Raw genomic sequence first — 24,745 nt, 5'->3', positions numbered from 1 at the left:
GTGGCCTAACGTGCCGGCGGGGCCAGTGTCGTATACTGCCCGAAGGCGAGGTCCTCATGTTCGATCTCATTCTCACGCAGACGCTGAACGGACTTGCCTCCGCATCGTCTCTGTTTCTCGTCGCATCGGGGCTGTCGATCATTTTCGGCGTCACCCGTATCGTGAATTTCGCGCATGGCTCCCTCTACATGCTGGGCGCCTATCTGGCCTGGACGCTGGTGACCTGGTTCGGCCCCGGCGACGCGCTCGGTTTCTGGGGTGGCGTGGTGCTTGCGGCCCTTTTGGTTGCGGTCGTCGGTCTGCTGATGGAGGTCACGATCCTGCGCCGCATCTACCAGGCGCCGGAGCTCTTCCAGTTGCTCGCGACCTTCGGCGTCGTGCTGATGATCCAAGACATCGCGCTGGCCACCTGGGGCGCCGAGGACAAGCTGGGGCCGCGTGCGCCCGGCTTCCGCAGCTTCGTCGTGCTCTTCGACAACCGCTTCCCGACCTACGAGCTGTTCCTGATCGCGGTCGGGCCGGCCGTGCTCGCGGTGCTCTGGTTCCTGTTCCAGAAGACGCGCTGGGGCACGCTTGTGCGGGCCGCGACGCAGGACCGCGACATGGTCGGCGCGCTCGGCGTCAACCAGCGGCTCCTGTTCACCTCCGTCTTCGCCTTCGGCGCGATGCTCGCCGGCTTCGGCGGCGCCCTGCAACTGCCGCGCGAGGCCGTGACCCTGCACATGGACCTCGCGATGATCTCCGAGGCCTTCGTGGTCGTGGTGGTCGGCGGGCTCGGCAGCGTGACCGGCGCTTATCTCGCTGCCGTGCTGATCGGGATCCTGCATGCCTTTGGCATCCTGATCTTCCCCAAGATCACGCTCGTTCTCGTCTTCCTGGTCATGGCGGTGGTTCTGGTCATCAAGCCCTACGGGTTGATGGGCAAGCGCCCGGTCGGCCATGCGCGCGGCCCGGCCGCAGCCGAGCCCTTGCTGACGCCCGCCGACCGCGCGACGAAGCTGGCCGGGCTCGCCGCCCTGATCCTGCTCGTGCTCGCTCCGCTGGCGACGCCCGACTATCTGCTGCTGACGCTGACCGAACTCGTCATCTTCGCGCTCTTCGCCGCATCGCTGCATTTCATGATGGGGCCGGGCGGCATGGCCTCGTTCGGCCACGCCGCCTATTTCGGCCTCGGCGCTTATGGCTCGGCGCTGGCGGTGAAATGGCTGGGGGCCCCGATGGAGCCGGCGCTGATCATTGCGCCATTCCTGGCGGGCATCGCCGGCGTGGTCTTCGGCTGGTTCTGCGTCAGGCTGTCCGGTGTGTATCTCGCCATGCTGACGCTCGCCTTCGCGCAGATCTCCTGGGCGACGGCCTTCCAGTGGGTCGATCTCACCGGCGGTGACAACGGCATCCTCGGCGTCTGGCCGTCGCCCTGGGCGGTTTCGAAGACGGCGTACTACTATCTGGCCCTGGTGGTGTGCGCGATCTGCATCATCGCGCTGCGCTTCGCCGTGTTCTCGCCGCTTGGCTACGCGCTCAGGGCGGCGCGCGACAATCCGCTGCGCGCCGAGGCCATCGGCATCGACGTGATGCGCGTGCAGTGGGTGGCGTTCACCGTCGCGGCCTTCTCGGCTGGCATCGCGGGGGGCCTGTTCGCCTTCTTCAAGGGCTCGGTCTTCCCGACCTACATGGCGATCCCGCGCTCGGTCGACGCGCTGCTGATGGTCCTGCTCGGCGGCGTGCAGACGGTGTCCGGCCCGATCATAGGCGCCTTTGCCTTCGCGGGCCTGAGCGAGCAGCTGATGAAGCTGACGATGTACTGGCGGTTCATGCTGGGGCTGTCGATCGTGCTGCTGGTCGTGCTCTTCCCGCGCGGTCTCGTCGGCGGCCTGCTGGCGCTGCGGGAGCGGCGGCGCGATGCGCAGCACACCGATGATGGCGCGATCCCGGCCCGGCTGGCTGTGGAGGGCGTGCGATGAGCGCCGTTGCATCCCTGCGGTCCGATCTTGCGGACGATGCCGTTCTGGTCGTGCGCGATCTGGCGAAGTCCTTCGGCGGCGTCCATGCCGTTCAGGGCGTGTCTTTCTCGGTCGAAGCCGGCAAGATGCTGGCGCTGATCGGCCCGAACGGCGCCGGAAAGACGACCTGCTTCAACATGCTCAACGGCCAGCTGCGCCCCGACAGGGGAGAGGTTGTCCTCGCCGGCCGGCCGATCACGGGGCTGAAGCCGCGCATCGTCTGGCGCATGGGCGTGGGTCGGACCTTCCAGATCACCGCGACCTTCACCTCGATGACTGTCCGCGAGAACATTCAGATGGCGCTGATCTCCCATGAGCGCGGGCTCTGGAACCCTTTCGCGCCGGCCCGGGCGCGGCATGTCGCGGAGGCCGAGGCCCTGCTCGCGCAGGTCGGCATGCTCGAGCAGGCGGATCGCGCCTGTGGCGTGCTGGCCTATGGCGACCTCAAGCGTGTCGAGCTCGCCGTCGCGCTCGCCAACCGGCCCCGCCTTCTGCTGATGGACGAGCCGACCGCCGGCATGGCGCCGCGCGAGCGCATCGAGCTGATGGCGCTGACCGCCCGGATCGCCGCTGCCGAAAATATCGCGGTGCTCTTCACCGAGCACGACATGGATGTCGTCTTCACCCATTCCGACCGCGTGATCGTTCTCGACCGTGGCCGGCTGATCGCCGACGGCACGGCCGAGGATGTCAGGCAGGATCCCAATGTGCGGGCGGTCTACCTCGGCTCCGGCGCGACTTCGGGAGGCCATTGATGACCGCGCTGCTCGAAATCTCCGCACTCGACGCCTATTACGGGCGCGCGCATATCCTGCAGGGCGTCGCCTTCGGCATGGCGAGGGGCGAGGTGCTGGCGCTGATGGGCCGGAACGGCGCCGGCAAGTCCACGACGATGAAGGCGGTCATGGGCCTCGTGCCCCCGGCCGGCGGCAGCGTCTCCTTCGACGGGCGTCGCATCGACGGGCGCGAGCCCTTCGAGATCGCCCGGCTCGGCATCGGCTATGTGCCGGAGGAACGGCGCATCTTCTCGGAACTGACCGTGATGGAGAACCTCTCCGTCGGCCAGCGGCCACCGCGAGAGGGCGTGCCGCACTGGACGCCGGAGCGGCTCTTTGCGCTTTTTCCCAATCTCGGCCGCATGCGGGACAGGCCGGGCGGCGCGATGTCCGGCGGCGAGCAGCAGATGCTGACCATCGCCCGCACGCTGATGGGCAATCCGCAGCTCGTCCTCCTCGACGAACCCTCGGAGGGGCTGGCGCCGGTCATCGTCGAGGAGATGGCCAAGACCATCCTGGCGCTGAAGGACGAGGGATTGAGCATCCTGATCTCGGAGCAGAACCTGCATTTCGCCGGTAACGTCGCCAACCGCGCCGCGATCATCGAAAAGGGCATCATCCGCTTCACCGGGACGATGGACGAGCTCAAGGCCGACGAAGCCATCCGCAGCCAGTACCTGTCGCTCTAGAGCGTGCTGTTTTTTCACGGAAGCACGTCGTCATCCCGGGCTTGACCCGGGATCCATGCCGGAGCGCGTCCAGTCGAGGTTCAGGCATGGATCCCGGATCTGCGCTTCGCTCCGTCCGGGATGACCAGCCTTTCCACGAAACTCCAGCACGCACTAAAGGCCTCGACCTCAGGGCACCCGAGCAGGCACGCAATTGCGGTGGATGGCGTTCTGCTCAGCCGAGCTTGGCGAGGAGCGCAAGCAGTTGCTTCGCCTCCTCTCGCGACAGAGGTTCCAGCGTCGCGGCGGTGATCGCCTTCGCCTTCTCGAAGAGCTCGGGTATCGTCGCCTGCCCCTGCTCGCTCAGCCGGATGAGGATGCGCCTCTGGTCGTTGGGATCGGGCAGGCGTTCGACGAGGCCACGTTCGGCCAGGCGGGCGATGACGCCTTTGATGGTCGCAGGGTCCATCGCCGTCATGCGGCCGAGCTGGTTCTGCGAGATGTCTTCGCCCCCTGCAGCAAGCTTGCTCAATGCGGCGAATTGCGTCGGCGTCGGACCATTCTCGCCGATGGTCTGCTGGAAGATGGAGATATGGCGCTGCTGCGCCCGGCGCATCAGGAAGCCGACCTGCTCGTCGAGCACATAGCCGTTTGGCCGACCGACGGCCGGTTGCGAAGGCTTCTCGCCGGGCTCCTCGGGGCGTCGGGTGGACGCGCGCGCTCTTCCTCTCATCAGTTCTCCCCGCGGATGAGCATGCAGCTTGCACCGGCCCCTGAGCGGCTCACTGCACAATAAGGCGACAAAACTTGTTACTATACGTTCAATCGCCGCTTGTCCTGCCTTGAGTGCGCACGCCTTCGATTAAGGTGTCACTAGCCTTGCGGTCGCCTCCGGCCTCGCCGTGCTTGCGGTATCAAGGACTGGAGTGCGATCCGCAGTCGATCGACACCTGAATCTGATGCCTCAGTCCAGCGCCGTTCCTTGGCTGAGCCCGGCCGAGGTCTTGCCGCTCCCGCGGGCTCGACGCACCAACTCCTGGCCTACGGGCATATGTCCGCGCGGAGCTGCGTGGCGGGCCTTCGCGTTCGTCGCCATCACGGGCGGTCGGCAGCATCGTCGCGTCGAATGCCGCCACAGCCCGACCGGGTTCGCTATGATCTCGATAGCCGCTTTACGTTCGAGCGGACCTTTTGCCGGTATCCTCGAACAATCCCGATCGGTGCCGTGCCGGTTGCCAGCCTTCCAGCGGCCTGCTGGGCCGCGGCGACTTTCTCGGCCACCATTCGTTTTGCTTCGCTGTCAGCCGCCGCGCCACCTCTCGCGAGCTTGAGGGTGCGAAGCCAGATCGCTTGCTGGGCTTCAATTGCGAGCATCGACATCTCGTAGAACATTTTGAACATGGAACGTGGTTTCCTGCTACTCGGCATTGTGCTCTAGGTCGCCTCCGTGGACTTCCCCATGGCAAGGCTCTCGACATACCGGCGCCGGTTTTCCGAGGTGTTCGCCAAAGCGCGCTCGTCGAGCCATGCGATCAAGGCAGCCGGTCGAACCGTCACGAACTGAAGCGCTCTGCCCCTCGCCAGCCATTCGTTGCAGACCGCAAGTGCCTGCCGGCGCCAAGCCTCGTAATCGGGCGGCTCGTCATTGCCGTCGAGAGCCATTGCCCAAAGGCAAGCGAAATCTTCTGGCTGGTACCACGGTATGGCGACCGTATAAGTTTCAATTGTGGGTTTCACGGGAAAAACCGATCAACCGCGTTATCTGCGGAAATAAAGGCGTTAAATCCCGCTCTCTAAAGGCGCCTGTTTGCCCGGCATGTCAAAATAAATTCACGTATTATTTGAAAAATTTAGAGCATTCGTTGAAATTGCAGCGAAATACCGCCCGGTATGTCTTTTGACATACTGATTTTAATTATCAGTTGATCGGAACATAGCGCTGCGCATGGCCGTTTTTCGCAAAGGTAAAACGGGAGTTCAATTTCATGTTCATGCGCGTCGATCGGCTTCAGGCCGAACTGCCACCTCCAAAAAAGGCAGATGCCAATGCCGCCGCCGCTCTCCAGGAGTTGCTCGGCGGCAAGTATGGCGAGATGTCCACCCTCGGGAACTACATGTTCCAGAGCTTCAATTTCCGCAGCAAGGAGAAGCTGCGGCCCTTCTACAGTCTGGTCGCCAGCATCACGGCCGAAGAACTCGGCCATGTCGAGCTGGTTAGCAATGGCGTGGCCATGATTGCCAATGGGCCGGACAAGAAGGATGGCGACCTCGGCGACGGCGGAGACATCTCCAAGGCGCCTTACGAAGGCATGCAGGATATGCGGCTTGCAGCGGCATTCCTGTCGAATGCGGGTGGCGCGACGCCGGTCAATAGCAACGGCGTCTCCTGGAACACCGATTTCATCACGACAACGGGCAATGTCGTGACCGATCTGCTGCACAACTTCCATCTCGAATGCGGCGCTCGGCTCCATAAGCTGCGCGTCTACGAGACGCTGACCGACCCGACAGGACGCGAGGTTTGCGGCTATCTGCTGGTCCGCGGCTCGGTCCACGCTCATGCCTATGCACTTGCGCTGAAGCAGATCACCGGCGTCGAGATCGAGAAGATGCTGCCGACGCCGAACATCAATCTCGACAAGATCCCCGAATGTCAGAAGTACCTTCAGGAAGGCTCGCACCGGCGCCTCTACACGTTCAGCCCCAGCGATTACCGGGAGATGGCGGGCATATGGGGCAACGGAGAAATGGCCCTGCCGGGCGATCCCCCAGGCGAGTTGGAAGTCGTCGAGGGCATGCCGGAGGGCGGCAAGATCCATCAGTTGACCGGCGTTCCCTCCGCGTTCACGCCGGACTATGCCCCCGAGGAAATGTTCGAGATTGCCACCAAGCTCTACAAAGCCTCTCGATAAGGAACGAGCGATGGCTGATCGTGCCGACACCAATCTCGACGGTGCCGCCGAGCGTGCTCGGCGGCAAAGCGAAGCATCTTGAGGTCCGTTTGCGCCGATGCGTGCGATCAGGCGATCTGTTCGAGCGGGTGGATCTCGATCTGGGCAATGGTTCCGGCCGGCAGCTGCGCATTGAATGCACGTATGGCCTCGCCGGACATGTGCTGTTCCCATAGGGATCGCGATGCCCATTCTTCAACGAAGACGTAGACGCCCTTTTGGGTGGGGTTGCTGAAAAGATGGTAGGATACACATCCTGCTTCGGTTCGGGTTGCGACGGAAAGAGCAGCTGGCGTGCTTCTCGAACGCATTCTCTTTTCCCATCGTTATGACAACGCGGGCCACGACTTTGATGTTGGCGGTCATCTCTTGCCTTTTGAGTTGAGGGAGTCATTTGCCTGCGCGTCGCCGTTCGGCTTCTTGTCGACGGCACACGCTGGAGGCTCCCAGTCCCCGCAGGTGGGAGACTGGGCTATCAGGAATGACGAGGGTTATTTCAGGCGCTTCAGCAGCTCGGCGGCGACAGCCGGGGCGGAAGCCGGATTCTGGCCGGTGATCAGCTCGCGGTCGACGACCACATTCGACGTGAATGGGGTCTTGTTGCTGACGAAGCTGGCGCCGGCGGCCTCCAGGGCGCTTTGCGGATAGAACTTCATCTCTCCGCCGTTGAGCAGGCCCTTCGCCATTTCTTCTTCGTTGTTGCTGATCACCGTGAATTTGTATCCGGCGTAGATCCAGTCCTGCTTCTTCGTGGCGCCATTGGCCTCAAGCTGGCTGGTGAACCCCTTGGCATCAGGCAGGGCCGAAAGCAGCGCGATAGGTCCGTGACAAACGAGCGCCGTGGTTTTGCCCTTGGCATGGAAGTCGGTGAGAAGCTTGCCGAGTTCCGGGCTCACCAGGAGGTCCTGCATCGGGGCATGGCCGCCGGGGACAAAGACCGCGTCGAAACGGTCGTAGCCGATCTGTTCCACGCGAGTGAGGCTGATGACGGGCGACTTGGTCGGCGACGTCAGGTTGAGCTTTTCGAGCAGCGCGCTGCTCGCCTGCATCTCCGTCTCGTTGCCGGCGAAATGCATCTTGTCGACGGAGGACTTGTCGAGGGTGGGCGCGTTGCCCTTCGGTGTCGCGAAGGTGATGTCGTGGCCGGCGTCGAGCAGGGCTTTGACCGGCTGCATCAGCTCGTTGAGATAGAAGCCGGTTTCAAAGACCTTCCCGTCCTTCAGGTCGAGGCGTCCGGTATCCGAAAGAACGACCAGGACATTGCCGGCCTGCGCGTTGATGGCGGTCGTTCCCAACGCCAGGGCGACAGCGAGAGTGCGAATGAGCTTCATGATAGTCTCCAAGTGAGCGCGACCCGCCGCCAGGCAGGGAACGCCGTCAGTTCGAGTTGGGATTTTCAGGAACGGGCGTTCAGCAGATCGCGCAGGGCTTCGCCGACTCCGGCTGCGGATTGCGGGTTCTGGCCGGTGATCAAGCGGCCATCCACCACCACCTTGGCGGTCCAGTCGGGCGCGGGATGATGGTGAGCGCCGCGTGCAACGAGCGTGGTTGCGAGGAGGAAGGGAACCTCCTTGTCGAGCTCGACAGCGCGCTCCTCGTCATCGGTGAAGGCGGCGACATTCTTGCCGGCCACGAGATGGGTGCCGTTGCTCAGCGTGACGTTGACCAGTGCTGCCGGGCCGTGACAAACGGCGGCGACGACACCACCCGCCTCATAGATGCTGCGCGTGACGCTGTTCACCGCCGGGCTCTTCGGAAAGTCCCACATGGCGCCATGGCCGCCCGCGAAGAATATGGCCGCGTAGCGCTCGGGCTTCACGTCCGCCAGACGCTGCGTCGTTCGGATGGCACTGCGGAAAGCGTCGTCGTTCCAGAAACGCGCGTTGACGGCGTCGTCGAGATCGAGCCCGTCGACCGGCGGCTCGCCACCCTGATCGAGGCGAACTCGACCGGAATGCCGGCGGCTTCCAGCACCGCCAGCGGATGCGTCACCTCGCCGAGATAGAAGCCGGTGGGCTCCCCGGTTTCGCCTTTCGCGCCGTGGCTGGTCAGAACGAACATGACGGGTCTGCGCTGTCCATCGATGTTGGCCATGATTTGCTCCTGAACATAATCATCGTGGACATTTCGGGGTCCGATGACGCCAATCTATTCAGGCCGATTGCAGCGATAAATAATCAGCGATGGAATTGATTTGTTCGCTATGGAGCCAAATGGTAACGCCTCTGTCGGCGCACGCGCGGCTGCCCAAATCCGCGCGAAGCTGAGCGGCGCCAGCAATGGCGAAAAATGCCGGTGTCGAAATCGATTTAGTCGCGAGAGGCAAGAATGGGCAGGCGGTTCGACCATCTAGGGGACGTTGAGGTTTTCGTGACGGTGGCGGAGAAGGGATCGATGACCGATGCGGCGGTCGCGTTGTCGACGACGCCGTCGGTTCTCAGCCGGGCGATCACGCGCCTGGAAACGCGGCTCGGCGCCCAGCTGATGCGTCGGACGACCCGGCGCCTGAACCTGACGGATGCCGGCCGCGCCTATCTCGACCAGGCGCGCAATGCGTTCTTCCTGATCGACGACGCCGAGCGAGCCATTCAGGGGCAGGAAGGGGCGCATCTGAAGGGGCGCATTCGCCTGAGCGTGCCGACGACCTATGGCCATTACCGGCTTCCCGCGGCGCTCGAGGGGTTCGCGAGAGCCTATCCGGAGGTCCAGATCGAGTTGAGCATCGCCAACCGCAACGTCGATCTCGTGGCCGAAGGCTATGATCTGGCGATCCGCCTAGGGCCGCTGCAGGATAGCGGGCTCGTCGGACGGAAGCTGGAAGATGCGCCGCTGCGTCTGGTGGCGTCGTCTGACTATCTGGACCGGGCCGGAACGCCGAAGACGATCGAGGATCTGGCCGACCATCGATGCCTGCCCTTCGTCATGCCGAGCACCGGTCGTTGTGCGCCCTGGCTGTTTCGCGCAGGCGAACGCGACATCGATTGGACGCCGTCGGGCCGTGTCCATGTCTATGACGATGTGCTGGGCGTCGTATCGCTGGCCGAAGCCGGCCTGGGCATCTGCCAGTCCTACGATTTCATCGTGCGTGATCGCATTGCCCAAGGGCGGCTCGTCGAGATTCTGGAGTATGCAAGCGGGCGCACCCGGCCGTTTTCGATCCTCTTCGCGCCGCATCGCCGCCTGTCGGCCGCTACACGGGCCCTGATCGATTTCCTCACGACGGATAGCGCGGTGCGGGCTTGGGAGGGGGCGAGTTAGGCCGCGCGCCCGAACCATGCGCGCGCGCGACGTCCAACCTGAGAAAGCCCTTCTTTTTCAAGCGATGGAAAGCTTGAGCGCTACTGCAAAGGCGAGAACGAGACGGGCGAGAGGATGCGAGTGGCCTGAACATCGATGAAGCCATCGACGCATTTCAGGTATTCGTGCCACCGCTGGTCCGCCAGCATGTTTTTGCGGCGGGCGGCGCGATCTTCGAAGCTCTCATAGCTCCAGATCGCGACGATATGATTGAGTTCGCCGATCTCGCTGGTGAAATAAGCGACGAGGTTGCCCAAGTGCTCCTTCTGTATCGGAAGCCCGTGGTCTCCATAGAGTTGGAGGAACTCGGACAGCTTGCCGAACTTGATGCGATAATCGCGCTCTTCATAGATCATTGCGTACACCGGTTGTTGCGAGCGGGACGGGGAGAGGCCGGTGGTTGGCGGGCGCTGAATGGCCGCCAACCGAAGCGGCTTCACGCAATTCCAAAGCCGCCGTCGACGGGAATGATGGCGCCGGTGACGTAGCTTGCGGCGGGCGACGTCAGGAACCCGACGACCTCGGCCACGTCGCGAGGGCTGCCCCACCGTCCGAGCGGAATGCGGGCGAGCAGCGCGGGCGCGCGTTCTGGGTTCTGCAGAGCCCCGGCCGAGAGGCGCGTTTCGATCCAACCGGGAGCTACGGCATTCACGCGAATGCCTTCCGGTGCGAACGCGACGGCGTGAGAGCGGGTCAACTGGACAACCGCGCCCTTGGACGTCGCGTAAGCAGGATTGCGGGGGGAACCGAAATAGCTCCACATCGACGCGATGTTGACGACGGATCCGCGATTTCGCGCCAGATGCGGACGCAATGACATGGTGGCGATGTGCCCTGCCGTGACATTCACGTCCAACACCTTGCGGAACCCCTCAGGCGTGAACTCGCGGTTCTCGTGCAGAATGATTCCAGCTGCGTTCACGAGAACGGACGCATCCGGGCAGGCTTCCGCGAGCTCGGCGAGCGCGGTCTCGTCGGTGACGTCGAGCTTGCGGAACTCGATCGCCGGAGGCAGATTCTCGTCGCGATCCAGCCCGATCGCGATGATGCGCAAGCCTCTCTCGGCGAGTAATTCGGCACAGGCCCGTCCGATGCCGGTGCCGCCGCCGGTGACGATGGCCGTCCCGGCTCCAGATTTCTTTTGGTCAGGCATCTACGTCTCCGATGCGGTGAATGTCTTGCGCCGAGGCCAGGATCGCGCGGCCTACGGGTTGAACAGAAAATCGATCAGGAGGCCGATCTGAGCGCGGACCATGTGCTCGCCGAGATGGATCTCCGCACCGGCCTGTTCGGCCTCGGAGAGGAGGCGGGTCTTTGGCGGTTGCATGATGGCTTCGGCGACAAGCTGGCCCGGACGGAAGCCTGTATCCGAGACCGGAAGCGGGTCGGTATCCTTCATGCCGAGCACGGTAGCGTTGACGACGATGTCGTATGAGCGCGGATCGGCCGGGCCTTCCGAGGCCTTCTTGCCGGTCATGTCGCCGACCAGGGCAGCCAGCGCCTGAGCCTTGTCGCGGCTGCGATTGGCAATCGTCAGAGACGCGATCGGCTCCCGCGCCAATGCGAGCGCGATTGCGGACGCCGCTCCACCGGCGCCGATGAGAAGGACATTACGATCGGTGAGGTCGTGGCCCTGGCTCTTCAAGCCCGCGACGAAGCCCTCGCCATCCAGGATTCCGCCTTCGAGCCGGCCATCCTCGCCGCGCCGCACGACATTCACGGCCCGCAGTGCCGCGGCATCATCCGTCAGGTGGTCGCATAACTGGGGAAGCGCCGTCTTGTGCGGCACGGTCGCGATGAACCCGGCCATGCTTTCGGAATGCCGAAATGCATCGATCACCGTCGGCAAGTTGCCCGGCGCCACCTGCCAGGGAATGACGATGGCATCGATGCCCCGCGTGGCGAGGGCCGGATTGAGAAAGGACGGGGCGCGGATATGGCCGGCCGGGTAGCCGACCAAAGGGACGAGCCGGGTCTTGCGGAGATTGATGGTGTCGTCACGAGCGCTCCTCCAAGCGATGAAACACCATATATCATATTTCATTTGAAAAAGGCCGCAAGGGGCATTTTCCGGCACTCGGCCCTCGATTAGACCCGAGACCGGAATATGATATATGAAGACGAGGTCGCGAGGGCATCCATGAAAACGCTTAAGCCAGTCGTAAAAGGGAACCTTTCGGAGCGCGTTTACGAGAATATCCGTGGCGCCCTGATGGAAGGACGCTTTCAACCGGGCGACCGCCTGCGTATTGCGGAATTGGCGGATGAGCTCGGTGTTTCGATAACGCCGGTACGTGAGGCGATCTTCCGTCTGGTCAGCGACCATGTGCTGGAAATGAAGGCAGCGACCGCGATCCATGTCCCCGAGCTTTCTGCGGCAAATCTCGACGAGATCCAGCGCATCCGGATTCATCTGGAGGGCGAAGCGGCGGCCATGGCCGCGGAGCGCATCACCAAACTTGAGTTGGCCAAGCTCGAGCGGATTCAGGCGGACTTCCACAACGCCGCGGCCGTGGATTCACGCGAGGCCGCCATTCAGAATCGCCTGTTTCATTTCGCGCTGATCTCGGCGGCGCGAGCGCCGTTGATTCTGGCGACCGTGGGAAACATGTGGGTGATGATGGGGCCGTTGCTCCGGCGGTTTCATGAGGAGATGCCGCCGCGCGAACTCGGTAGCCGCGATCACAAGCATTTCGAAGTGCTGGACGGCCTGCGGGAACGGAACCCCGAAAAGACCAGGCAGGCGATTCAGGCGGACATCAAGTGGGGCCGCGTGATGATCGACTGGGTCGAGCGCAAGGCGGAAAGCTTGTCCGCATAGGGCGCTCGGGTAGCCGGCCAGTTTCTAACGATGGCCCGGCTTCCAAAGATGACCCCTTGGCCCGTCGGCGTCGCGCCGGCTCCCTTGCGAGCCGCTTAGCGAGCCTTGCTTTATAGGTTGGCGGTTCCTTTCGCTGCGGCCCGACGTGCTGCCGGCCGTTCTTGCGGAGCCTGCATCGCGGTCGCCTGGCGCCGCATCTCGCCACTCTAAAGCCAGCGCCCCGTTGCAGATCCGGCTGTGTTCCGGGCTCGGCTGCCGCGCGGCGAGAATTAAGGCCCCGCACCAACTGACACCTCGCCCCAACCGGCTGGGAAGCGGCGCAGCGTTGACAGCACCTCCGTTCGAAGATATATCCTGTATCATATTTAAAAGAAGATGTGGGAGGAGAGGGTCTATGTCAGGTTTCAATCGACGCATTGTGCTTTCAGCCGCGGCCTTGGCCGCCGGGACGGCCGTTCTAGGGACGGCCGCGCGGGCCCAGGCCGAGAACGAGGTCTCGATCGGCTTCGTCCTGCCGCTGTCTGGAGCCTCCGCGACAATCGGCAACCAGACCAGGCTGGGCGCTGTCGTTGCCGCGGAGCAGATCAATGGCGCGGGCGGGATCAAATCGCTCGGCGCGCCAAGCTGAAGTTGATATTCGCCGACTCGCAGTCGAAGCCCGATGTCGGCGCCGCGGAAACCGAGCGTCTGATTCAGCGTGAAAAGGTTGCCATGATCGTCGGCGCCTACAACAGCGCCGTCACCTTCCCCGCCTCCGAGGTCGCCGAGCGCTACAAGACGCCCTGGCTCGTCACCGGCGCTGTGAAGGACGAGATTACCGAACGCGGCTTCAAATACGTATTCCGGCCGAATAACAAGGCTCAGTACGATGCGCGCGAGCAGATCGACGCCATCGATCTGCTGAAGCAGGAAACCGGCAAGGGCCCGGCCCGTATCGGGCTCTTCTACGAGGGCACCGACTGGGGTCGCTCGCATGTCGCGGCCATCCAGAAGCTCGTGACCGCGCGCGGCATGCAAGTCGTGCTGAACGAATCATATCCGCCCAACCAGGTCGATTTCTCGGCGCAGCTGCTCAAGATCCGCGCAGCGAAGCCCGATGCGATGCTGGTCGTCGCCTATACGCCGGATCACATCCTGTTCTCTCGCCAGTTCTTCGAGAACAAGATCGATGTGCCCTACGGTATTCATTCGGTCGGGGGCGGCTCGGAGGATCCCGGCTTCTACAAGGGGGTCCCGGCCAAGGCCGTCGAGTATCTGTTCGTGCAGGAGGACTGGCAGGTCGACCGGATCAAGGCAGATCCGACCCCGGAGCTCCAGGATGCCAACGCTCGCTTCAAAAAGGAATTTGGTTACGAGATCAATTCCTACGGCGCCCAGGGACTTTCGAACCTCTACGTCATCAAGGATGTGCTTGAGCGATCGGCGTCTGCGGACAAGGAGAAGATCCGGTCCGCTCTCGCCGCCACCGACATCACGTCGGGCCCGGCCTTGTCGATCGGCTATCAACGCATCTCGTTCGACGAGCAGGGCCAGAATACGCACGCCCATGGCGTCATTTCGCAGAATATCCGCGGCGAAAGGCGAACTGTCTGGCCGATGGAAAACCGTCTGAAAGACACCAAGCCGGTCTGGCCGCTGCCGGCCTGGGCGCAAAGATAGCCTTCGATCGTTTCGACTGCCGGCCGGGCTCTTTGCCGCGGCCGGCGCCACTGAAACCCCAGCGAACGCTTCGCCCGTCGGAAAACCGCCGGACGGAATGTTGCGCGACCAGGGGGCGTTTATGGATCCGCTGATTCTTGGGTTTGCCGTGGTCAACGGCCTCCTGATCGGAGGCCTGTACGGCGGAATTGCCCTCGGCCTGAGTTTGATTTTCGGCGTTCTGCGCGTCATCAATTTCGCGCATGGATCGTTACTGATGCTGGCGATGTATATCTCCTATACGATCGTCAGTATAACAGGTCTCCATCCGTATTTTACTGTCATCGCTACAGTGCCCATCCTGTTCGCCATCGGGTATTGTATCCAGGCCTATGTCATTTCGCCCCTGTTCAAACGCGAGCGGGCGCTGGTCGTCGAGCCGCTCAGTGCGCTCCTGCTGACGGCGGGGCGTCTGCGAAAATGATATATCATATAGCAATGGAGTGATGAGATGGAAACGGACGCCCTTGACCGACAGCTTAGCAATTCGCTTGCGCTGACGGCGGAACAACTCGCGCTGCTCCGCGAGAAGGCGCGGTTCATCCGGCTGGAAACCGTACGGCTCATCGAAATCGCGAAGGTCGGGCACTACTCGTCGGTCTTCTCCGCCGCGGAGATCTTCGCGGCGCTCTACTACGACGTCATGAACCTCCGCCAGGGCGAGCCGAAATGGGAGGACCGCGATCGGTTCCTGATGGGAAAAGGGCACGCCGCGGTCGGCCTCTACCCGATCTTCGCCGAGCTGGGTTTCATCACGAAGGAGTTGCTCGACGGCTATACCCGTCTTGGCAATCCGCTCGGCGATCATCCCGACATGCGCAAGGTTCCGGGCGTCGACTTCTCGTCGGGCTCCATCGGGCACGCTCTCTCCAACGGTGCCGGCATAGCGTGGGGCGGGCGCCTGCAGAACCGGGATTTCACGACCTTCGTCATGGTCGGCGACGGTGAGATGCAGGAAGGGCAGGTCTGGGAAGCCGCTCAGTTCGCCTCCCACCACAGGCTGTCGCGGCTGGTTGCGATCGTCGATCGAAACGGCTTCCAGCTGGACGGTTCGGTCGACGACGTCATCGGCGTCGAGCCGCTCGATGAGCGTTGGCGCGCGTTCGGCTGGGAGACCCACGTGGTCGACGGCCACAACCTGAATGAACTGACCGCGCTTCTGCGGCGGGTGAAGGCCGATGCGGGGAGGACGCAGCCCTGCTGCATCATTGCGAAGACGGTCAAGGGAAAGGGCGTTTCGTTCATGGAAACGGAACCCGGCTGGCACCTGGGCTACCTCGATCCGGCCGATGCCGAACGCGTACGCCAAGAAATCCTCGCCACGGAGATTTGATCAATGTCGCAGCCCATGTCGCCGAATTCCTGGCAGTATCGCGCGCTCAACGCCATTACGCCGGGCCTGAACCATTTTTCGGACGCGCTCATTCACCTCGCTGACGCCGGGCATCCGGTAATCGCGGGATCCGCCGATCTGCAGTATTCGAACGGGCTCAACAAGTTCGCCAGCCATTATCCGGATCGCTATATCCAGTTCGGCATTTCAGAGCAGAACATGGTGTCGGCCGCTGCCGGATTGGCGACGACCGGCTACATGCCGTTCGTGGCGACCTTCGCGTCCTTCCTCGGACTGCTCTGCTGCGAGCAGATTCGCATGGATGTGGCCTATGGCGGCCAGCCGGTGAGGCTGATCGGGCATCACACCGGCATTTCCCTCGGATTCTATGGCACGTCCCATCACGCGACCGAGGACATCGCGACGATGCGCTCGATCGCTGATCTGACGGTCATCTCTCCGGCCGATGGCCCACAGTTCGAGGCAGCGCTCAAGGCTTCCGCCGATTGGCCCGAGCCGATCTATTTCAGGATCGGCCGTGGCCGCGAGCCGGAGGTCTACTCCTCCGATACGCCGTTCACGATCGGCAAGGCCATCGAGCACGGGATTGGCGAGGAACTCACGATCATCGCATGCGGCCTGCCGGTTTCCTCGGCGCTTGCAGCAGCCGAGAAGCTGAACGGTGAAGGCCGTTCGGTCGGCGTGATCGATATGGCGACGATCAAGCCGCTCGACCGCGCAGCCATTCTGAAAGCCGCGTCCCGGTCGAAGATCCTGATGACGGCCGAAGAGCACAATGTGCTCGGCGGGCTGGGGGCTGCGGTGGCCGAGGTCCTGGCTGACGAGGGAGCGGGCATCAAGCTGGTGCGGCACGGCATCCATGACGAGTACAGCCTGATTGCCCCACCGACCCACCTCTACGCGCACTACAAACTCGACGCCGGCGGTATCGAGAGCGTCGCGCGGGAGACGCTCGCAAAGATCAAATCCTGAAGCATGACATCGAAAGAGCCCTGACGGGCTCTTTCGTGTTTTTGGGCTGTCGGCGCGGCGCTCCACTCAGATCGGAGTCGCATGCCGGAACGTGTCCAGGCAGGCCGCCAGCTCTGCCGCGGACAAGGCCCGCTTGAAATTCCTGACATGGGGCGCCGTCAGGGTCCGCTCTGCGGCTTCCAGGAGCGAGGCCTGCGAAGCTTCGGCCGCTCCGAGATCAGCCAGGCTGCGCGGCAGGCCGACCGTCCGGTACCACTCGGCCAGCTCGGCGACGATCGCGTCATCCCGCTTTTCCAGCGTCAACTGGATCAGGAGCCCGAAGGCGACCTGCAGCCCATGCATCGCCGCCGCGACACCCGGAACGGCCGGCCAACCCCGCGTCAGCGCGTGAGCGATCGACAGGCCGCCGCTTTCGAAGCCCAGGCCGCTGAGCAGCAGGGTGGCTTCCACGGCTCGCTCGAATGCAGGCGTCGGGCTTCCCGAGCCTGCACAATCCAGCGCGGCCGCGGCGTCGGCCCGGAGTATGCGGTAGCAGCCGTCAGCGAGCAGCTGTGCTGCGAGAGTCGAATGTTCCCCGAACATATTCGCGCCGCCTGCCGCGAACGCCTGTTCCGCCTCAAACTTCTTTGAGATCGCATCCCCGATCCCGGCAAGAAACAGATGCTTCGGTGCTTTGGACAGCAGCAATGTGTCGACCACGACATAGTCCGGATCGAAGGGCAGGTGCTCCACCGCGACGAGCTGATGCCGGTCATCGTAGATCACGTAGTTCTTGCTCGTGGGTGAGTCGTTGGAGGCGACGGTGGGCACCGTGATGAGACGCGTCTTGAGGGCGTTGGCCACGGCCTTGCCGATGTCGATGCTTTTGCCGCCGCCCGCGGCAATGACGAGATCGGGCGCATGAGCGCGCACGCTTTCGACGACGGCGGCAATCTTCTGATGCGTGACCTCGCCTTCGACCAGGGAGATCCGGGCGTCGACCTGCTCCTCGGCGCATAATCGCAGAACTCTCTCGCCGATCATCTTGCCGACTAGCGGATCCGAGACGACCACTGCACGCCGCCCGAGCCTCGCCGCGAAAGCTCCGAGACCGCTGAGCGCGTCCGGCCCCTGAACGTAACGGCTTGGCGCACCAAAAATCTTGAGCACAGGCTATCTCCTCGTTTCAATAAATATCATATATCATTATGGACGCCCGACGGACTAGATGCTCGGGAGGCGCATCGGCATCGCGGCAGGCGGAAGCCTGCCTCGGCGAGGACACGGCAAGTGAGGAGCACGCATATGGCCGACGAAACATTTCTGGCGACGCTCAAGGATCGCTCTCTGTTCCGCGAGGCGAACTATATCGACGGCGCGTGGCTGGAGGCCGATACGGGGCGGAGCATCTCGGTCACCAATCCGGCCACTGGAGCTGCAATAGGCCGGGTGCCCTCGCTCGGCGCGAAGGAGACGGCCCGCGCGATCGCGGCGGCCAAGCGCGCCCAGCCGGCCTGGCGCGCGCTGACGGCGCAGGAGCGCGCAGTGAAACTGCGGCGCCTCTTCGCGCTGATGATGGAGAATCAGGAAGACCTCGCCCGGATCATGACGGCGGAGCAAGGGAAGCCCCTGGCCGAGAGCCGCAATGAAATCGCTTATGCCGCCAGCTTCATCGAATGGTTCGCGGAAGAGGGAAAGCGCATCTACGGGGATACCATTCCCCAGCATCTCCCCGGCCGCCGCATCATCGTGCAGAAGGAGCCGATCGGCGTCTTCGCGGCGATCACACCCTGGAACTTTCCGGCTGCGATGATCACGCGCAAGGCCGGCCCCGGCTGGGCTGCGGGCTGCGCAGGCGTGCTGCGCCCGGCGAGCCAGACGCCGTTCTCGGCGATTGCGATCGCTGTCCTGGCGGAGCGAGCGGGCTTTCCGGCGGGCGTTTGTAACGTCATCACAGGGCCGGGCAGCGAAATCGGCGGCGAGATGACCTCGAATCGCGATGTGCGCAAGTTTTCCTTCACGGGGAGCACCGAGGTTGGAGCGGCCCTGCTGGCGCAGTGCGCCCCGACGATCAAGAAGACCAGCTTGGAACTGGGCGGCAATGCGCCCTTCATCGTCTTCGACGACGCCGACCTCGACGCGGCGGTCGAAGGCGCGTTGATTTCGAAATACCGCAATGCCGGCCAGACTTGCGTCTGTGCCAACCGGTTGCTGGTACAGGACGGAATCTATGACGCCTTTGCCGCCAGGCTGAAAAAGGCGGTCGAGGCGATGAAGGTCGGCGATGGCTTCGGTGACGGCGTGGCCGTCGGCCCGCTGATCGACGAGGCCGCCGTCCGTAAAGCTGAAGATCACGTCGCCGATGCGCTCGGCCGCGGCGCGTCAGTCATCACGGGCGGGAAGCGCCATGCGCTTGGCGGCAGCTTCTTCACGCCGACGATCCTGGTCGACGTCCCGCGGGAAGCCAGGATATTCCGCGAGGAGACTTTCGGACCGGTGGCGCCGCTGTTCCGCTTCAAGACGGAGGCGGAGGCGATCGAGATGGCCAACGATACCGAGTTCGGCCTGGCGTCCTATTTCTATAGTCGCGATATCGGCCGGATCCTGCGCGTGGCGGAAGCCCTCGAATACGGAATGGTCGGTATCAACGAGGGGCTGATCTCGACAGCCGTCGCGCCATTCGGCGGGGTCAAGTCTTCCGGACTCGGCCGCGAAGGATCAAAATACGGAATCGAGGACTATCTCGAAATCAAGTATCTCTGCCTGGGCGGCATCGATGCCTAGAGGGCTTTCGCCGACGGCGTGGGCCCGACTCACAGATCGGGCGCTCCAGATGGCTTTGAGGCGCCTTGCTGCAGCGTAGCGGGCCGGCGTCATCCGCTTCGCTCTCGCGCGTAATGCTGCTAAACAGCAGCAATCCAGTGTTTCTTTCCGAGCGATAAGCTCCGCGAGGAACCCGTCCGGAATTGTCACGAGAACAGTCAGGTTTGACAAAGTCACGTGTTGGGCTCATGTTGCGGCAATCGATCTAGGCCGAACGAATTGGCCCCGCGCTCTATTGCGCACCGCTGACGAACTTCCTGCTCAAATCGAAACATGCGTGGCGTCCGCTGCGTATGCACGGTCGCTTTTTACAGGAGGTCAGCATGGCCCGCGGCACGGTTAAGTGGTTCAATAACGACAAGGGCTTCGGTTTCATCCAGCCCGAAGACGGCGGCCAGGACGCTTTCGTCCATATCAGCGCTGTCGAGCGCGCTGGTCTGCGTACGCTCAAGGAAGGCCAGAAGGTCTCCTACGAGCTGGTGCAGGACAAGCGCTCCGGCAAGGTTTCTGCGGATAATCTGCAGGCCGAGTGAGTCGAGACGCCGTCCGGCGCGATAATCGAGATGTGTGGCGACCGCGGATGTACCGGCGCCTAATTCGATAAAGCGACGGATGGTCACGGAGGGTCGGGATAGCCCGGCCCTTTTCTTTTACCAGAAGGATATCCGAATGCAGGTTCTCGTTCGCGACAACAATGTCGAGCAGGCGCTCCGCGTCCTCAAAAAGAAGATGCAGCGCGAGGGCGTGTTTCGCGAAATGAAGGCTCGTCGTTCCTACGAGAAGCCGTCTGAACGCCGCACCCGTGAAAAAGCTGAAGCCGTCCGCCGCGCCCGCAAGGCAGCGCGCAAGCAGGCCCAGCGCGAGGGATTGATCCCCACTCCCAAGCGTGCAGAGCGTCCCGCTCGCCCGCCGCGTCCCGCCGCGTTGGCGTGATAGCGAGGAAACAGGCTTGAGCTTCAACCCGCAGAATTTCACGGATCGTCGGGCTCATTCGGCCAGCGCAAAGAAAGCGCTTCTCGAACGCTTCCAGGCTCGCCCGAAGGCGGATGATCCGATCATGGTTCAACGCCGCGCCGAGCGGGAAGCTTTGGCCGGGGCGCGAGCCGAACGGGAGAGCGAGAAGGCCCGGATCCGCGCTGAAGAGGAACGTCTCGCAGCGGCCGAACGTGAGCGTATCGCCGAAGAAGAACGCCAGGAAGAACGGGCTCGCGAAGTAGCCCGCGCGGCCGAACGAGCCAGAATCGAAGCTGATCGTCCGCGCAAAGTGCTTCTCGAAGCGGTCCAGTACATGCAAACGCGTGCTGCCGGAAAGCGCCGCTGACAGCTGGCGTTTAAGAGCGCCAAGGAGTTCTGCGATGTCGACCAAGCGGATTTCGTCAGACGAAGCTCAGTTGCGAGCGCAGAGCAGGGCAACGCTTGCGGCGCAACGTCGTGTCGAGGCGGACAGCGCGCTCGAAGCTCTGCGGATCGAACAGGCTGCGGTTCGGGATCGGACCGCCAAGTTGCGCGCGCTCCGGCTGGCAAAAGAGGCGGCCGAGGCCGAAGCCGCTGCTGCGGTTGCAGCCAGTGCACCGCGCGCGCCTGCCGCAAAAAGCACTGTCCGGCGGAGTCGCATCGCCCGATAATTCGACAATCGGGGGATGGTTATCGATCGCCTTACGATCAGGCCCATCCCAGTGTTGCGCGTGACCGTCCTGCTGGAACGATGGGCCACCATACACGGCGGCCCGTTCAAGATGCTCGAAGAAGCAACGCAGGCCATTGACAGGCGCCCGCGCCGTGCCGCTCGGCATGGCGTTGCCGTCGATCCAAGACAGTAGATTCCTGACCAACCGGTTTGGCCGACGCCAACGTTGATTAGCCACAATGACTCGCTATCCATAGCGGTCGACAGAGCAATCAGCTGGCATTGCCTCCAAGCGAGGCGCCGGCCTCACTCCCTCGAAAAATCGATCGCTGTGCGCAGCTCCTTGGGAGCTTTCGGTGCGGCGATTTTACAAGGCGCGACGGCAAAGCCGTGCGCCATCGGATTGATATGAAAAACATCACACGACTTAAACAGATCAAAAAGCAGCAGCCTGCTGCAGTTCCGCAAAATGTATTGCCGCCTAAGTCTTCTCCGAACTGGAAACCCCAATCTTCCAGCTTATCCCGGGCAGAGCTGCGCGCTATCGTTGCGCGGATGATGGGCTAGAACGGCGGTGAATCTTCAGGCCCCCAAGCTGCCGGCTCGGTAATCCACCGAGTTCAGGCGGCGGTCTCCACGTACTGCGCTGGCGGTGGGACACCGGGCCGCTGAACCAGATTGTCCCTGGCGAACAGCTCCGCCAGCCAATCGACGAAGACACGCAGCTTGTTGCTCAAATGCCGGTTCGGGGGATAGACGATGTGCAGCGGCTTTGGAGCCGCGCACCAGTCCAGCAGCAGCGGCACCAGCCGCCCATCCGCGATCGGCTCGCGAGCCATGAAGGTCGGCAGCTGCATGATGCCGTGGCCCGCAAGCCCGGCGGCAAGATACCCGGTGCCGTCATTGAGCGAGATGGTGTAGCGGCCGGCGATCTCGATCGTTTCCGTGCGATTCTGGTAGATCATCGGCAAGACGCGTCCGCCCAGAGCCGGGCGGTAGGCGACGATCTGATGCCCGCTTTCGATGTCGCGCGGATGGCGTGGCGTGCCGAAGCGGGCGAGATAATCGGGCGAAGCACAGGTGATGAGCTGCATCTCGCCAATCCGCCGGGCGATCAGGCTCTGGTCGGCGATCTCGCCGGCGCGCACCGCGCAGTCCAGGTTCTCGCCGATGAGGTCGGCCGGACGGTCGCTGAGGCCGAGGTCGAGCTGGATGTCGGGATAGCGGGCCTGGAACTCGTGAAGCGCCGGGATGATCACCGAGATCGCCAGCGCCGAGCTGCAATCGACCCTCAGCCGTCCGCTCGGGCGCGCCTGTGCGACCGTCAGGCTGGCGTCGAGCTCATCGAGTTCGGAGAGCAGGCGTAGCGCTCGTTCGTAATAGGCGGCCCCATCCATGGTCACCGTCACACGCCGCGTCGTGCGGTTCAGCAGCTTGGCTCGCAAATGCGCTTCGAGCTGCTGGATCAGCTTCGTGACTGTCGGCTTCGGCATGTCGAGGAGATCCGCCGCACGCGTGAACGTCCCGGTTTCGACGACCCTGACAAACGCCCGCATGGCTCCGAGCTGGTCCATGTGCCCTCTGATTGTTTCTCTGTGTAAACAATGAATGAGTGATTAGCCTATTTATTTCGATCAGGCCACCCACTACCTCATGCTGCAACGCAACAGCGAAGGTGAGCCATGCCCGCTATCGCAACACAGAGGCTGCAGCCGGTTCTCTCCGTCTTCTGGCGGGACGAGAGCCTGAGCGTGCGTGGCGAGAGCGTCGCGGGCCGTCTCTATGTGCCCGCGGACGTGCCTGAAGATGCCGGCCTCGTGCTGCATCTGCATGGCGGCCACTTCAACAGTGGCTCTCTCGCCGAGGGACAGGCAGTCGCTACCGCTTTGACCGAGGCTGGCGCGGTGGTGTTCTCGCTCTCCTATCCGCTCGCCCCGGGGCTGCGTTTCCCCGATACGCTGGAAGGCATCTATGTCGCGCTCGAGGCTCTCGCCAGAGGGCGCGCGCGATGGACGGCTCGCAAGGCTCCGGTCTATGTCGCGGGCGAGGAGGCCGGCGGCAATCTGGCGGCGGCGCTGGCGATGATGGCCCGCGACCGTGGCGGGCCGGCGCTGGCCGGGCAGATCCTGCTTTCGCCGATGCTCGATGCCTGCCTCGCGACCGCTTCGCTGCGCGAGGTGCAGGCCGGTCCGGTGGGTTGCCGCTGGGCAGATGGCTGGGCCGATTATCTCGGCACGCCCGAGCGCGCGGCCCATCCCTATGCAGCGCCGCTTCAGGCGACGCGTCTCACCGGGCTGCCGCCGGCGCTGCTGATCAGCGCACAGGACGACCCGATGCGCGACGAGGCCGCACAATATGCCACTCGGCTGCACAAGGCCGGCGTGACCGTCCGCCATGTCGAGCTCGACGCGACGACGCATTGGCCGCAGGCCTATGCCGAGGCGCCGAAGGAAGGTTCCTGCCTCTGCGCCACACGCGGCGCCATCGCGGCCTTCTATGCCCTGACGGCGCCGCCCTAGCGCTCGGCCGCTTCGCCAATTCCATTCCGATCATTCCATAAGGATTTTGACCCATGATTCAGGGAACGAACCGTCGTCGCCTGCTGGCCGGGCTCACCGCCTCGGTCGCTCTGGCCGCCATCATCACCATCGGCCTTTCCGGCAACCGCGCGCAGGGCGACACGGCGCCAGCCGCGCCGCCCGCCATTCCCGTTTCCGTCGCCACCGTCGAGGCGCGCGAGATCGTGCCCTGGGCGGAGTTCTCCGGCCGGCTCGAGGCAATCGAGCGCGTCGAGCTGCGCTCGCGCGTCGCCGGCGTCGTCGAGGCCGTGCATTTCCGCGAGGGCAATCTCGTCAAGCAGGGCGATCTGCTCGTCAGTATCGATCAGGCGCCCTATCTCGCCGAGCTGGAGCGGGTCCAGGCGCAGGTGCTCGCCGCGCAGGCGCGCGTCGCACTGGCCGAGAGCGAGAACGAGCGCGGCCAGCAGCTCAGCGCCAGCCGCAACCTCTCGCAGCGCGACCTCGACACTCGCGTAAATGCCCTGCGTGAGGCGCAAGCGAATCTGCGCGCGGCCGAAGCCGCCCGCCGCACGGCGCAGCTCAATCTCGATTACACCCAGATCCGCGCGCCCATCGCGGGTCGTATAGGGCGGCTCGACGTCACCATCGGCAATCTGATCGCGGCCGGCGGGCAGGTGCTAACGAGCCTGCTTTCGGTCGATCCGATCTATGCCGCGTTCAATGCCGACGAGCGCAGCCTGCTCGATGCGCTGGCCTCGCTGCCGAACGGCTCGCGCGCGCTGGAGCAGATTCCGGTGAAGCTGACGACGGCTGCTGGCGGCAACACGAGCGTCAGCGGCCGGCTGCACTTCGTCGACAACGGCATCGACGGCGCCAGCGGCACGGTGCGGGTGCGCGCCCTGCTCGACAACCCGGAAGGCCGGCTGATGCCGGGCCAGTTCGTCCGCGTGCAGCTCGGGCAGGCCAAGGCCGAGCCGCAGCTCGTCATCAACGAGCGGGCGGTCGGCACCGACCAGAACAAGAAGTTCGTCTTCGTGGTCGGCGATGACGCCAAGGCGGTCTGGCGTGAAGTCTCGCTGGGGGCTGCGCATGATGGGCTGCGGGTCGTCACTGCCGGGCTGAAGCCCGGCGAACGCATCGTCGTCAACGGGCTGCAACGTGTCCGGCCCGGTGCGGTGGTTGCGCCGGAGCCCGTGCCGATGGCCGAGAAGAGCGAGTTGAGGAAGCCCGCGACCGAACTCGCCCAACGCTGAGGCACAT

At 63.7% G+C, this 24,745-nt stretch carries 27 protein-coding genes and 3 pseudogenes; 18 read left to right on the top strand and 12 right to left on the bottom strand.

The genetic code is table 11. From position 1 onward, the window contains the following. The first annotated feature begins 56 nt into the window (after positions 1-56). From NWE53_RS15870 to NWE53_RS15860, 3 genes are read left to right on the top strand one after another with little or no spacing between them, the layout of a single operon-like run. Positions 57-1,961, top strand: a complete 1,905-nt coding sequence (locus NWE53_RS15870; RefSeq protein WP_265050343.1) for an ABC transporter permease — start codon at positions 57-59, stop codon at positions 1,959-1,961. Beyond that, a complete protein-coding gene (locus NWE53_RS15865; RefSeq protein ID WP_265050342.1) occupies positions 1,958-2,755 on the top strand; it encodes an ABC transporter ATP-binding protein in 798 nt (265 codons plus the stop codon). Before NWE53_RS15870 ends, NWE53_RS15865 begins: the two co-directional genes overlap by 4 nt. Further along, entirely contained in the window at positions 2,755-3,465 is a 711-nt protein-coding gene (locus NWE53_RS15860; RefSeq protein ID WP_265050341.1) for an ABC transporter ATP-binding protein, read from the top strand. The genes NWE53_RS15865 and NWE53_RS15860 overlap by 1 nt, the downstream gene beginning before the upstream one ends. A 214-nt stretch (positions 3,466-3,679) precedes the next feature. Here the strand turns inward: NWE53_RS15860 and NWE53_RS15855 are convergent, their stop codons facing one another. From NWE53_RS15855 to NWE53_RS15845, 3 genes are all read right to left on the bottom strand, one after another. Further along, positions 3,680-4,177: a MarR family winged helix-turn-helix transcriptional regulator gene (locus tag NWE53_RS15855; RefSeq protein WP_265050340.1), complete on the bottom strand. Its 498-nt coding sequence runs from the start codon at positions 4,175-4,177 to the stop codon at positions 3,680-3,682. Between the two features lie 419 nt (positions 4,178-4,596). Further along, a complete protein-coding gene (locus NWE53_RS15850; protein ID WP_265050339.1) occupies positions 4,597-4,845 on the bottom strand; it encodes a hypothetical protein in 249 nt (82 codons plus the stop codon). 33 nt (positions 4,846-4,878) lie between these two features. Next, entirely contained in the window at positions 4,879-5,181 is a 303-nt protein-coding gene (locus tag NWE53_RS15845) for a hypothetical protein (protein ID WP_265050338.1), read from the bottom strand. 248 nt (positions 5,182-5,429) lie between these two features. Between NWE53_RS15845 and NWE53_RS15840 the strand changes: the two genes are divergently transcribed. Next, on the top strand, positions 5,430-6,356 hold the full coding sequence (locus tag NWE53_RS15840; protein ID WP_265050337.1) for a manganese catalase family protein: 927 nt from the start codon (positions 5,430-5,432) through the stop codon (positions 6,354-6,356). A 107-nt stretch (positions 6,357-6,463) separates the two neighbouring features. Here NWE53_RS15840 and NWE53_RS29860 read toward each other — a convergent pair. The 3 genes and pseudogenes from NWE53_RS29860 to NWE53_RS15825 form a co-directional block, all read right to left on the bottom strand. Then, positions 6,464-6,761 (bottom strand): annotated as a pseudogene (locus tag NWE53_RS29860) (putative quinol monooxygenase). A 125-nt stretch (positions 6,762-6,886) separates the two neighbouring features. Beyond that, positions 6,887-7,726, bottom strand: a complete 840-nt coding sequence (locus tag NWE53_RS15830; protein ID WP_265050336.1) for a type 1 glutamine amidotransferase domain-containing protein — start codon at positions 7,724-7,726, stop codon at positions 6,887-6,889. A gap of 65 nt (positions 7,727-7,791) precedes the next feature. Continuing rightward, positions 7,792-8,489, bottom strand: a pseudogene (locus NWE53_RS15825) (type 1 glutamine amidotransferase domain-containing protein). Between the two features lie 234 nt (positions 8,490-8,723). Between NWE53_RS15825 and NWE53_RS15820 the strand changes: the two are divergent. Beyond that, positions 8,724-9,653 (top strand): LysR family transcriptional regulator, encoded by a 930-nt coding sequence (locus NWE53_RS15820; RefSeq protein ID WP_265050335.1) that lies wholly within the window; start codon positions 8,724-8,726, stop codon positions 9,651-9,653. Between the two features lie 80 nt (positions 9,654-9,733). Here NWE53_RS15820 and NWE53_RS15815 read toward each other — a convergent pair whose 3' ends face one another. Genes NWE53_RS15815 through NWE53_RS15805 form a run of 3 tightly spaced genes read right to left on the bottom strand, consistent with a single transcriptional unit; the run spans position 9,734 to position 11,736 of the window. Next, on the bottom strand, positions 9,734-10,117 hold the full coding sequence (locus tag NWE53_RS15815; RefSeq protein ID WP_265050334.1) for an NIPSNAP family protein: 384 nt from the start codon (positions 10,115-10,117) through the stop codon (positions 9,734-9,736). A gap of 11 nt (positions 10,118-10,128) precedes the next feature. Beyond that, entirely contained in the window at positions 10,129-10,845 is a 717-nt protein-coding gene (locus NWE53_RS15810) for an SDR family NAD(P)-dependent oxidoreductase (protein ID WP_265050333.1), read from the bottom strand. 51 nt (positions 10,846-10,896) lie between these two features. After that, on the bottom strand, positions 10,897-11,736 hold the full coding sequence (locus NWE53_RS15805) for a shikimate dehydrogenase family protein (protein WP_265050332.1): 840 nt from the start codon (positions 11,734-11,736) through the stop codon (positions 10,897-10,899). A 63-nt stretch (positions 11,737-11,799) separates the two neighbouring features. On the opposite strand from NWE53_RS15805, the pseudogene NWE53_RS29855 reads away from it, so the two are divergent. From NWE53_RS29855 to NWE53_RS15770, 7 genes and pseudogenes are all read left to right on the top strand, one after another. Further along, a pseudogene (locus NWE53_RS29855) lies at positions 11,800-11,988 on the top strand (GntR family transcriptional regulator); the annotation flags it as partial. 39 nt (positions 11,989-12,027) lie between these two features. After that, complete coding sequence (locus NWE53_RS15795; protein ID WP_265054926.1) at positions 12,028-12,513, top strand: FCD domain-containing protein; 486 nt, start codon at positions 12,028-12,030, stop codon at positions 12,511-12,513. Between the two features lie 394 nt (positions 12,514-12,907). Continuing rightward, complete coding sequence (locus tag NWE53_RS15790; RefSeq protein ID WP_265050331.1) at positions 12,908-13,141, top strand: hypothetical protein; 234 nt, start codon at positions 12,908-12,910, stop codon at positions 13,139-13,141. A gap of 2 nt (positions 13,142-13,143) precedes the next feature. After that, positions 13,144-14,172, top strand: coding sequence for an ABC transporter substrate-binding protein (locus tag NWE53_RS15785; protein ID WP_265050330.1), 1,029 nt, complete (start codon positions 13,144-13,146; stop codon positions 14,170-14,172). A gap of 97 nt (positions 14,173-14,269) precedes the next feature. Beyond that, positions 14,270-14,635: an ABC transporter permease subunit gene (locus NWE53_RS15780; RefSeq protein ID WP_265050329.1), complete on the top strand. Its 366-nt coding sequence runs from the start codon at positions 14,270-14,272 to the stop codon at positions 14,633-14,635. Positions 14,636-14,662: 27 nt separating this feature from the next. Beyond that, entirely contained in the window at positions 14,663-15,544 is an 882-nt protein-coding gene (locus NWE53_RS15775; RefSeq protein ID WP_265050328.1) for a transketolase, read from the top strand. Between the two features lie 3 nt (positions 15,545-15,547). Then, positions 15,548-16,537 (top strand): transketolase family protein, encoded by a 990-nt coding sequence (locus NWE53_RS15770; RefSeq protein WP_265050327.1) that lies wholly within the window; start codon positions 15,548-15,550, stop codon positions 16,535-16,537. Between the two features lie 66 nt (positions 16,538-16,603). Here the strand turns inward: NWE53_RS15770 and NWE53_RS15765 are convergent, their stop codons facing one another. Further along, the gene (locus NWE53_RS15765) at positions 16,604-17,686 is read right to left on the bottom strand and encodes a glycerol dehydrogenase (protein WP_265050326.1); all 1,083 of its coding nucleotides are present in this window, start codon (positions 17,684-17,686) and stop codon (positions 16,604-16,606) included. Between the two features lie 135 nt (positions 17,687-17,821). Between NWE53_RS15765 and gabD the strand changes: the two genes are divergently transcribed. From gabD to NWE53_RS15745, 4 genes are all read left to right on the top strand, one after another. Continuing rightward, positions 17,822-19,300, top strand: coding sequence for an NADP-dependent succinate-semialdehyde dehydrogenase (gene gabD / locus NWE53_RS15760; RefSeq protein ID WP_265050325.1), 1,479 nt, complete (start codon positions 17,822-17,824; stop codon positions 19,298-19,300). Between the two features lie 362 nt (positions 19,301-19,662). After that, positions 19,663-19,872, top strand: a complete 210-nt coding sequence (locus NWE53_RS15755; protein ID WP_265050324.1) for a cold-shock protein — start codon at positions 19,663-19,665, stop codon at positions 19,870-19,872. Between the two features lie 136 nt (positions 19,873-20,008). Further along, a complete protein-coding gene (gene rpsU, locus NWE53_RS15750) occupies positions 20,009-20,272 on the top strand; it encodes a 30S ribosomal protein S21 (protein ID WP_265050323.1) in 264 nt (87 codons plus the stop codon). Positions 20,273-20,288: 16 nt separating this feature from the next. After that, on the top strand, positions 20,289-20,660 hold the full coding sequence (locus NWE53_RS15745) for a DUF6481 family protein (protein WP_265050322.1): 372 nt from the start codon (positions 20,289-20,291) through the stop codon (positions 20,658-20,660). 55 nt (positions 20,661-20,715) lie between these two features. Here the strand turns inward: NWE53_RS15745 and NWE53_RS15740 are convergent, their stop codons facing one another. Next, positions 20,716-21,132 carry a hypothetical protein gene (locus NWE53_RS15740; protein ID WP_265050321.1) on the bottom strand — a complete coding sequence of 139 codons (417 nt, stop codon included), beginning with the start codon at positions 21,130-21,132 and terminating at the stop codon, positions 20,716-20,718. 454 nt (positions 21,133-21,586) lie between these two features. Next, positions 21,587-22,540, bottom strand: a complete 954-nt coding sequence (locus tag NWE53_RS15735; protein ID WP_265050320.1) for a LysR family transcriptional regulator — start codon at positions 22,538-22,540, stop codon at positions 21,587-21,589. 108 nt (positions 22,541-22,648) lie between these two features. On the opposite strand from NWE53_RS15735, the gene NWE53_RS15730 reads away from it, so the two are divergent. Both NWE53_RS15730 and NWE53_RS15725 read left to right on the top strand, forming a co-directional pair. After that, positions 22,649-23,485 (top strand): alpha/beta hydrolase, encoded by an 837-nt coding sequence (locus NWE53_RS15730; protein ID WP_265050319.1) that lies wholly within the window; start codon positions 22,649-22,651, stop codon positions 23,483-23,485. Positions 23,486-23,538: 53 nt separating this feature from the next. Beyond that, positions 23,539-24,738: an efflux RND transporter periplasmic adaptor subunit gene (locus tag NWE53_RS15725; RefSeq protein WP_265050318.1), complete on the top strand. Its 1,200-nt coding sequence runs from the start codon at positions 23,539-23,541 to the stop codon at positions 24,736-24,738. Positions 24,739-24,745 lie beyond the last annotated feature (7 nt).

The sequence above is a fragment of the Bosea sp. NBC_00550 genome (assembly GCF_026020075.1).
Lineage (GTDB): Bacteria > Pseudomonadota > Alphaproteobacteria > Rhizobiales > Beijerinckiaceae > Allobosea.
This window is presented reverse-complemented; position numbering and strand designations above follow the sequence as displayed.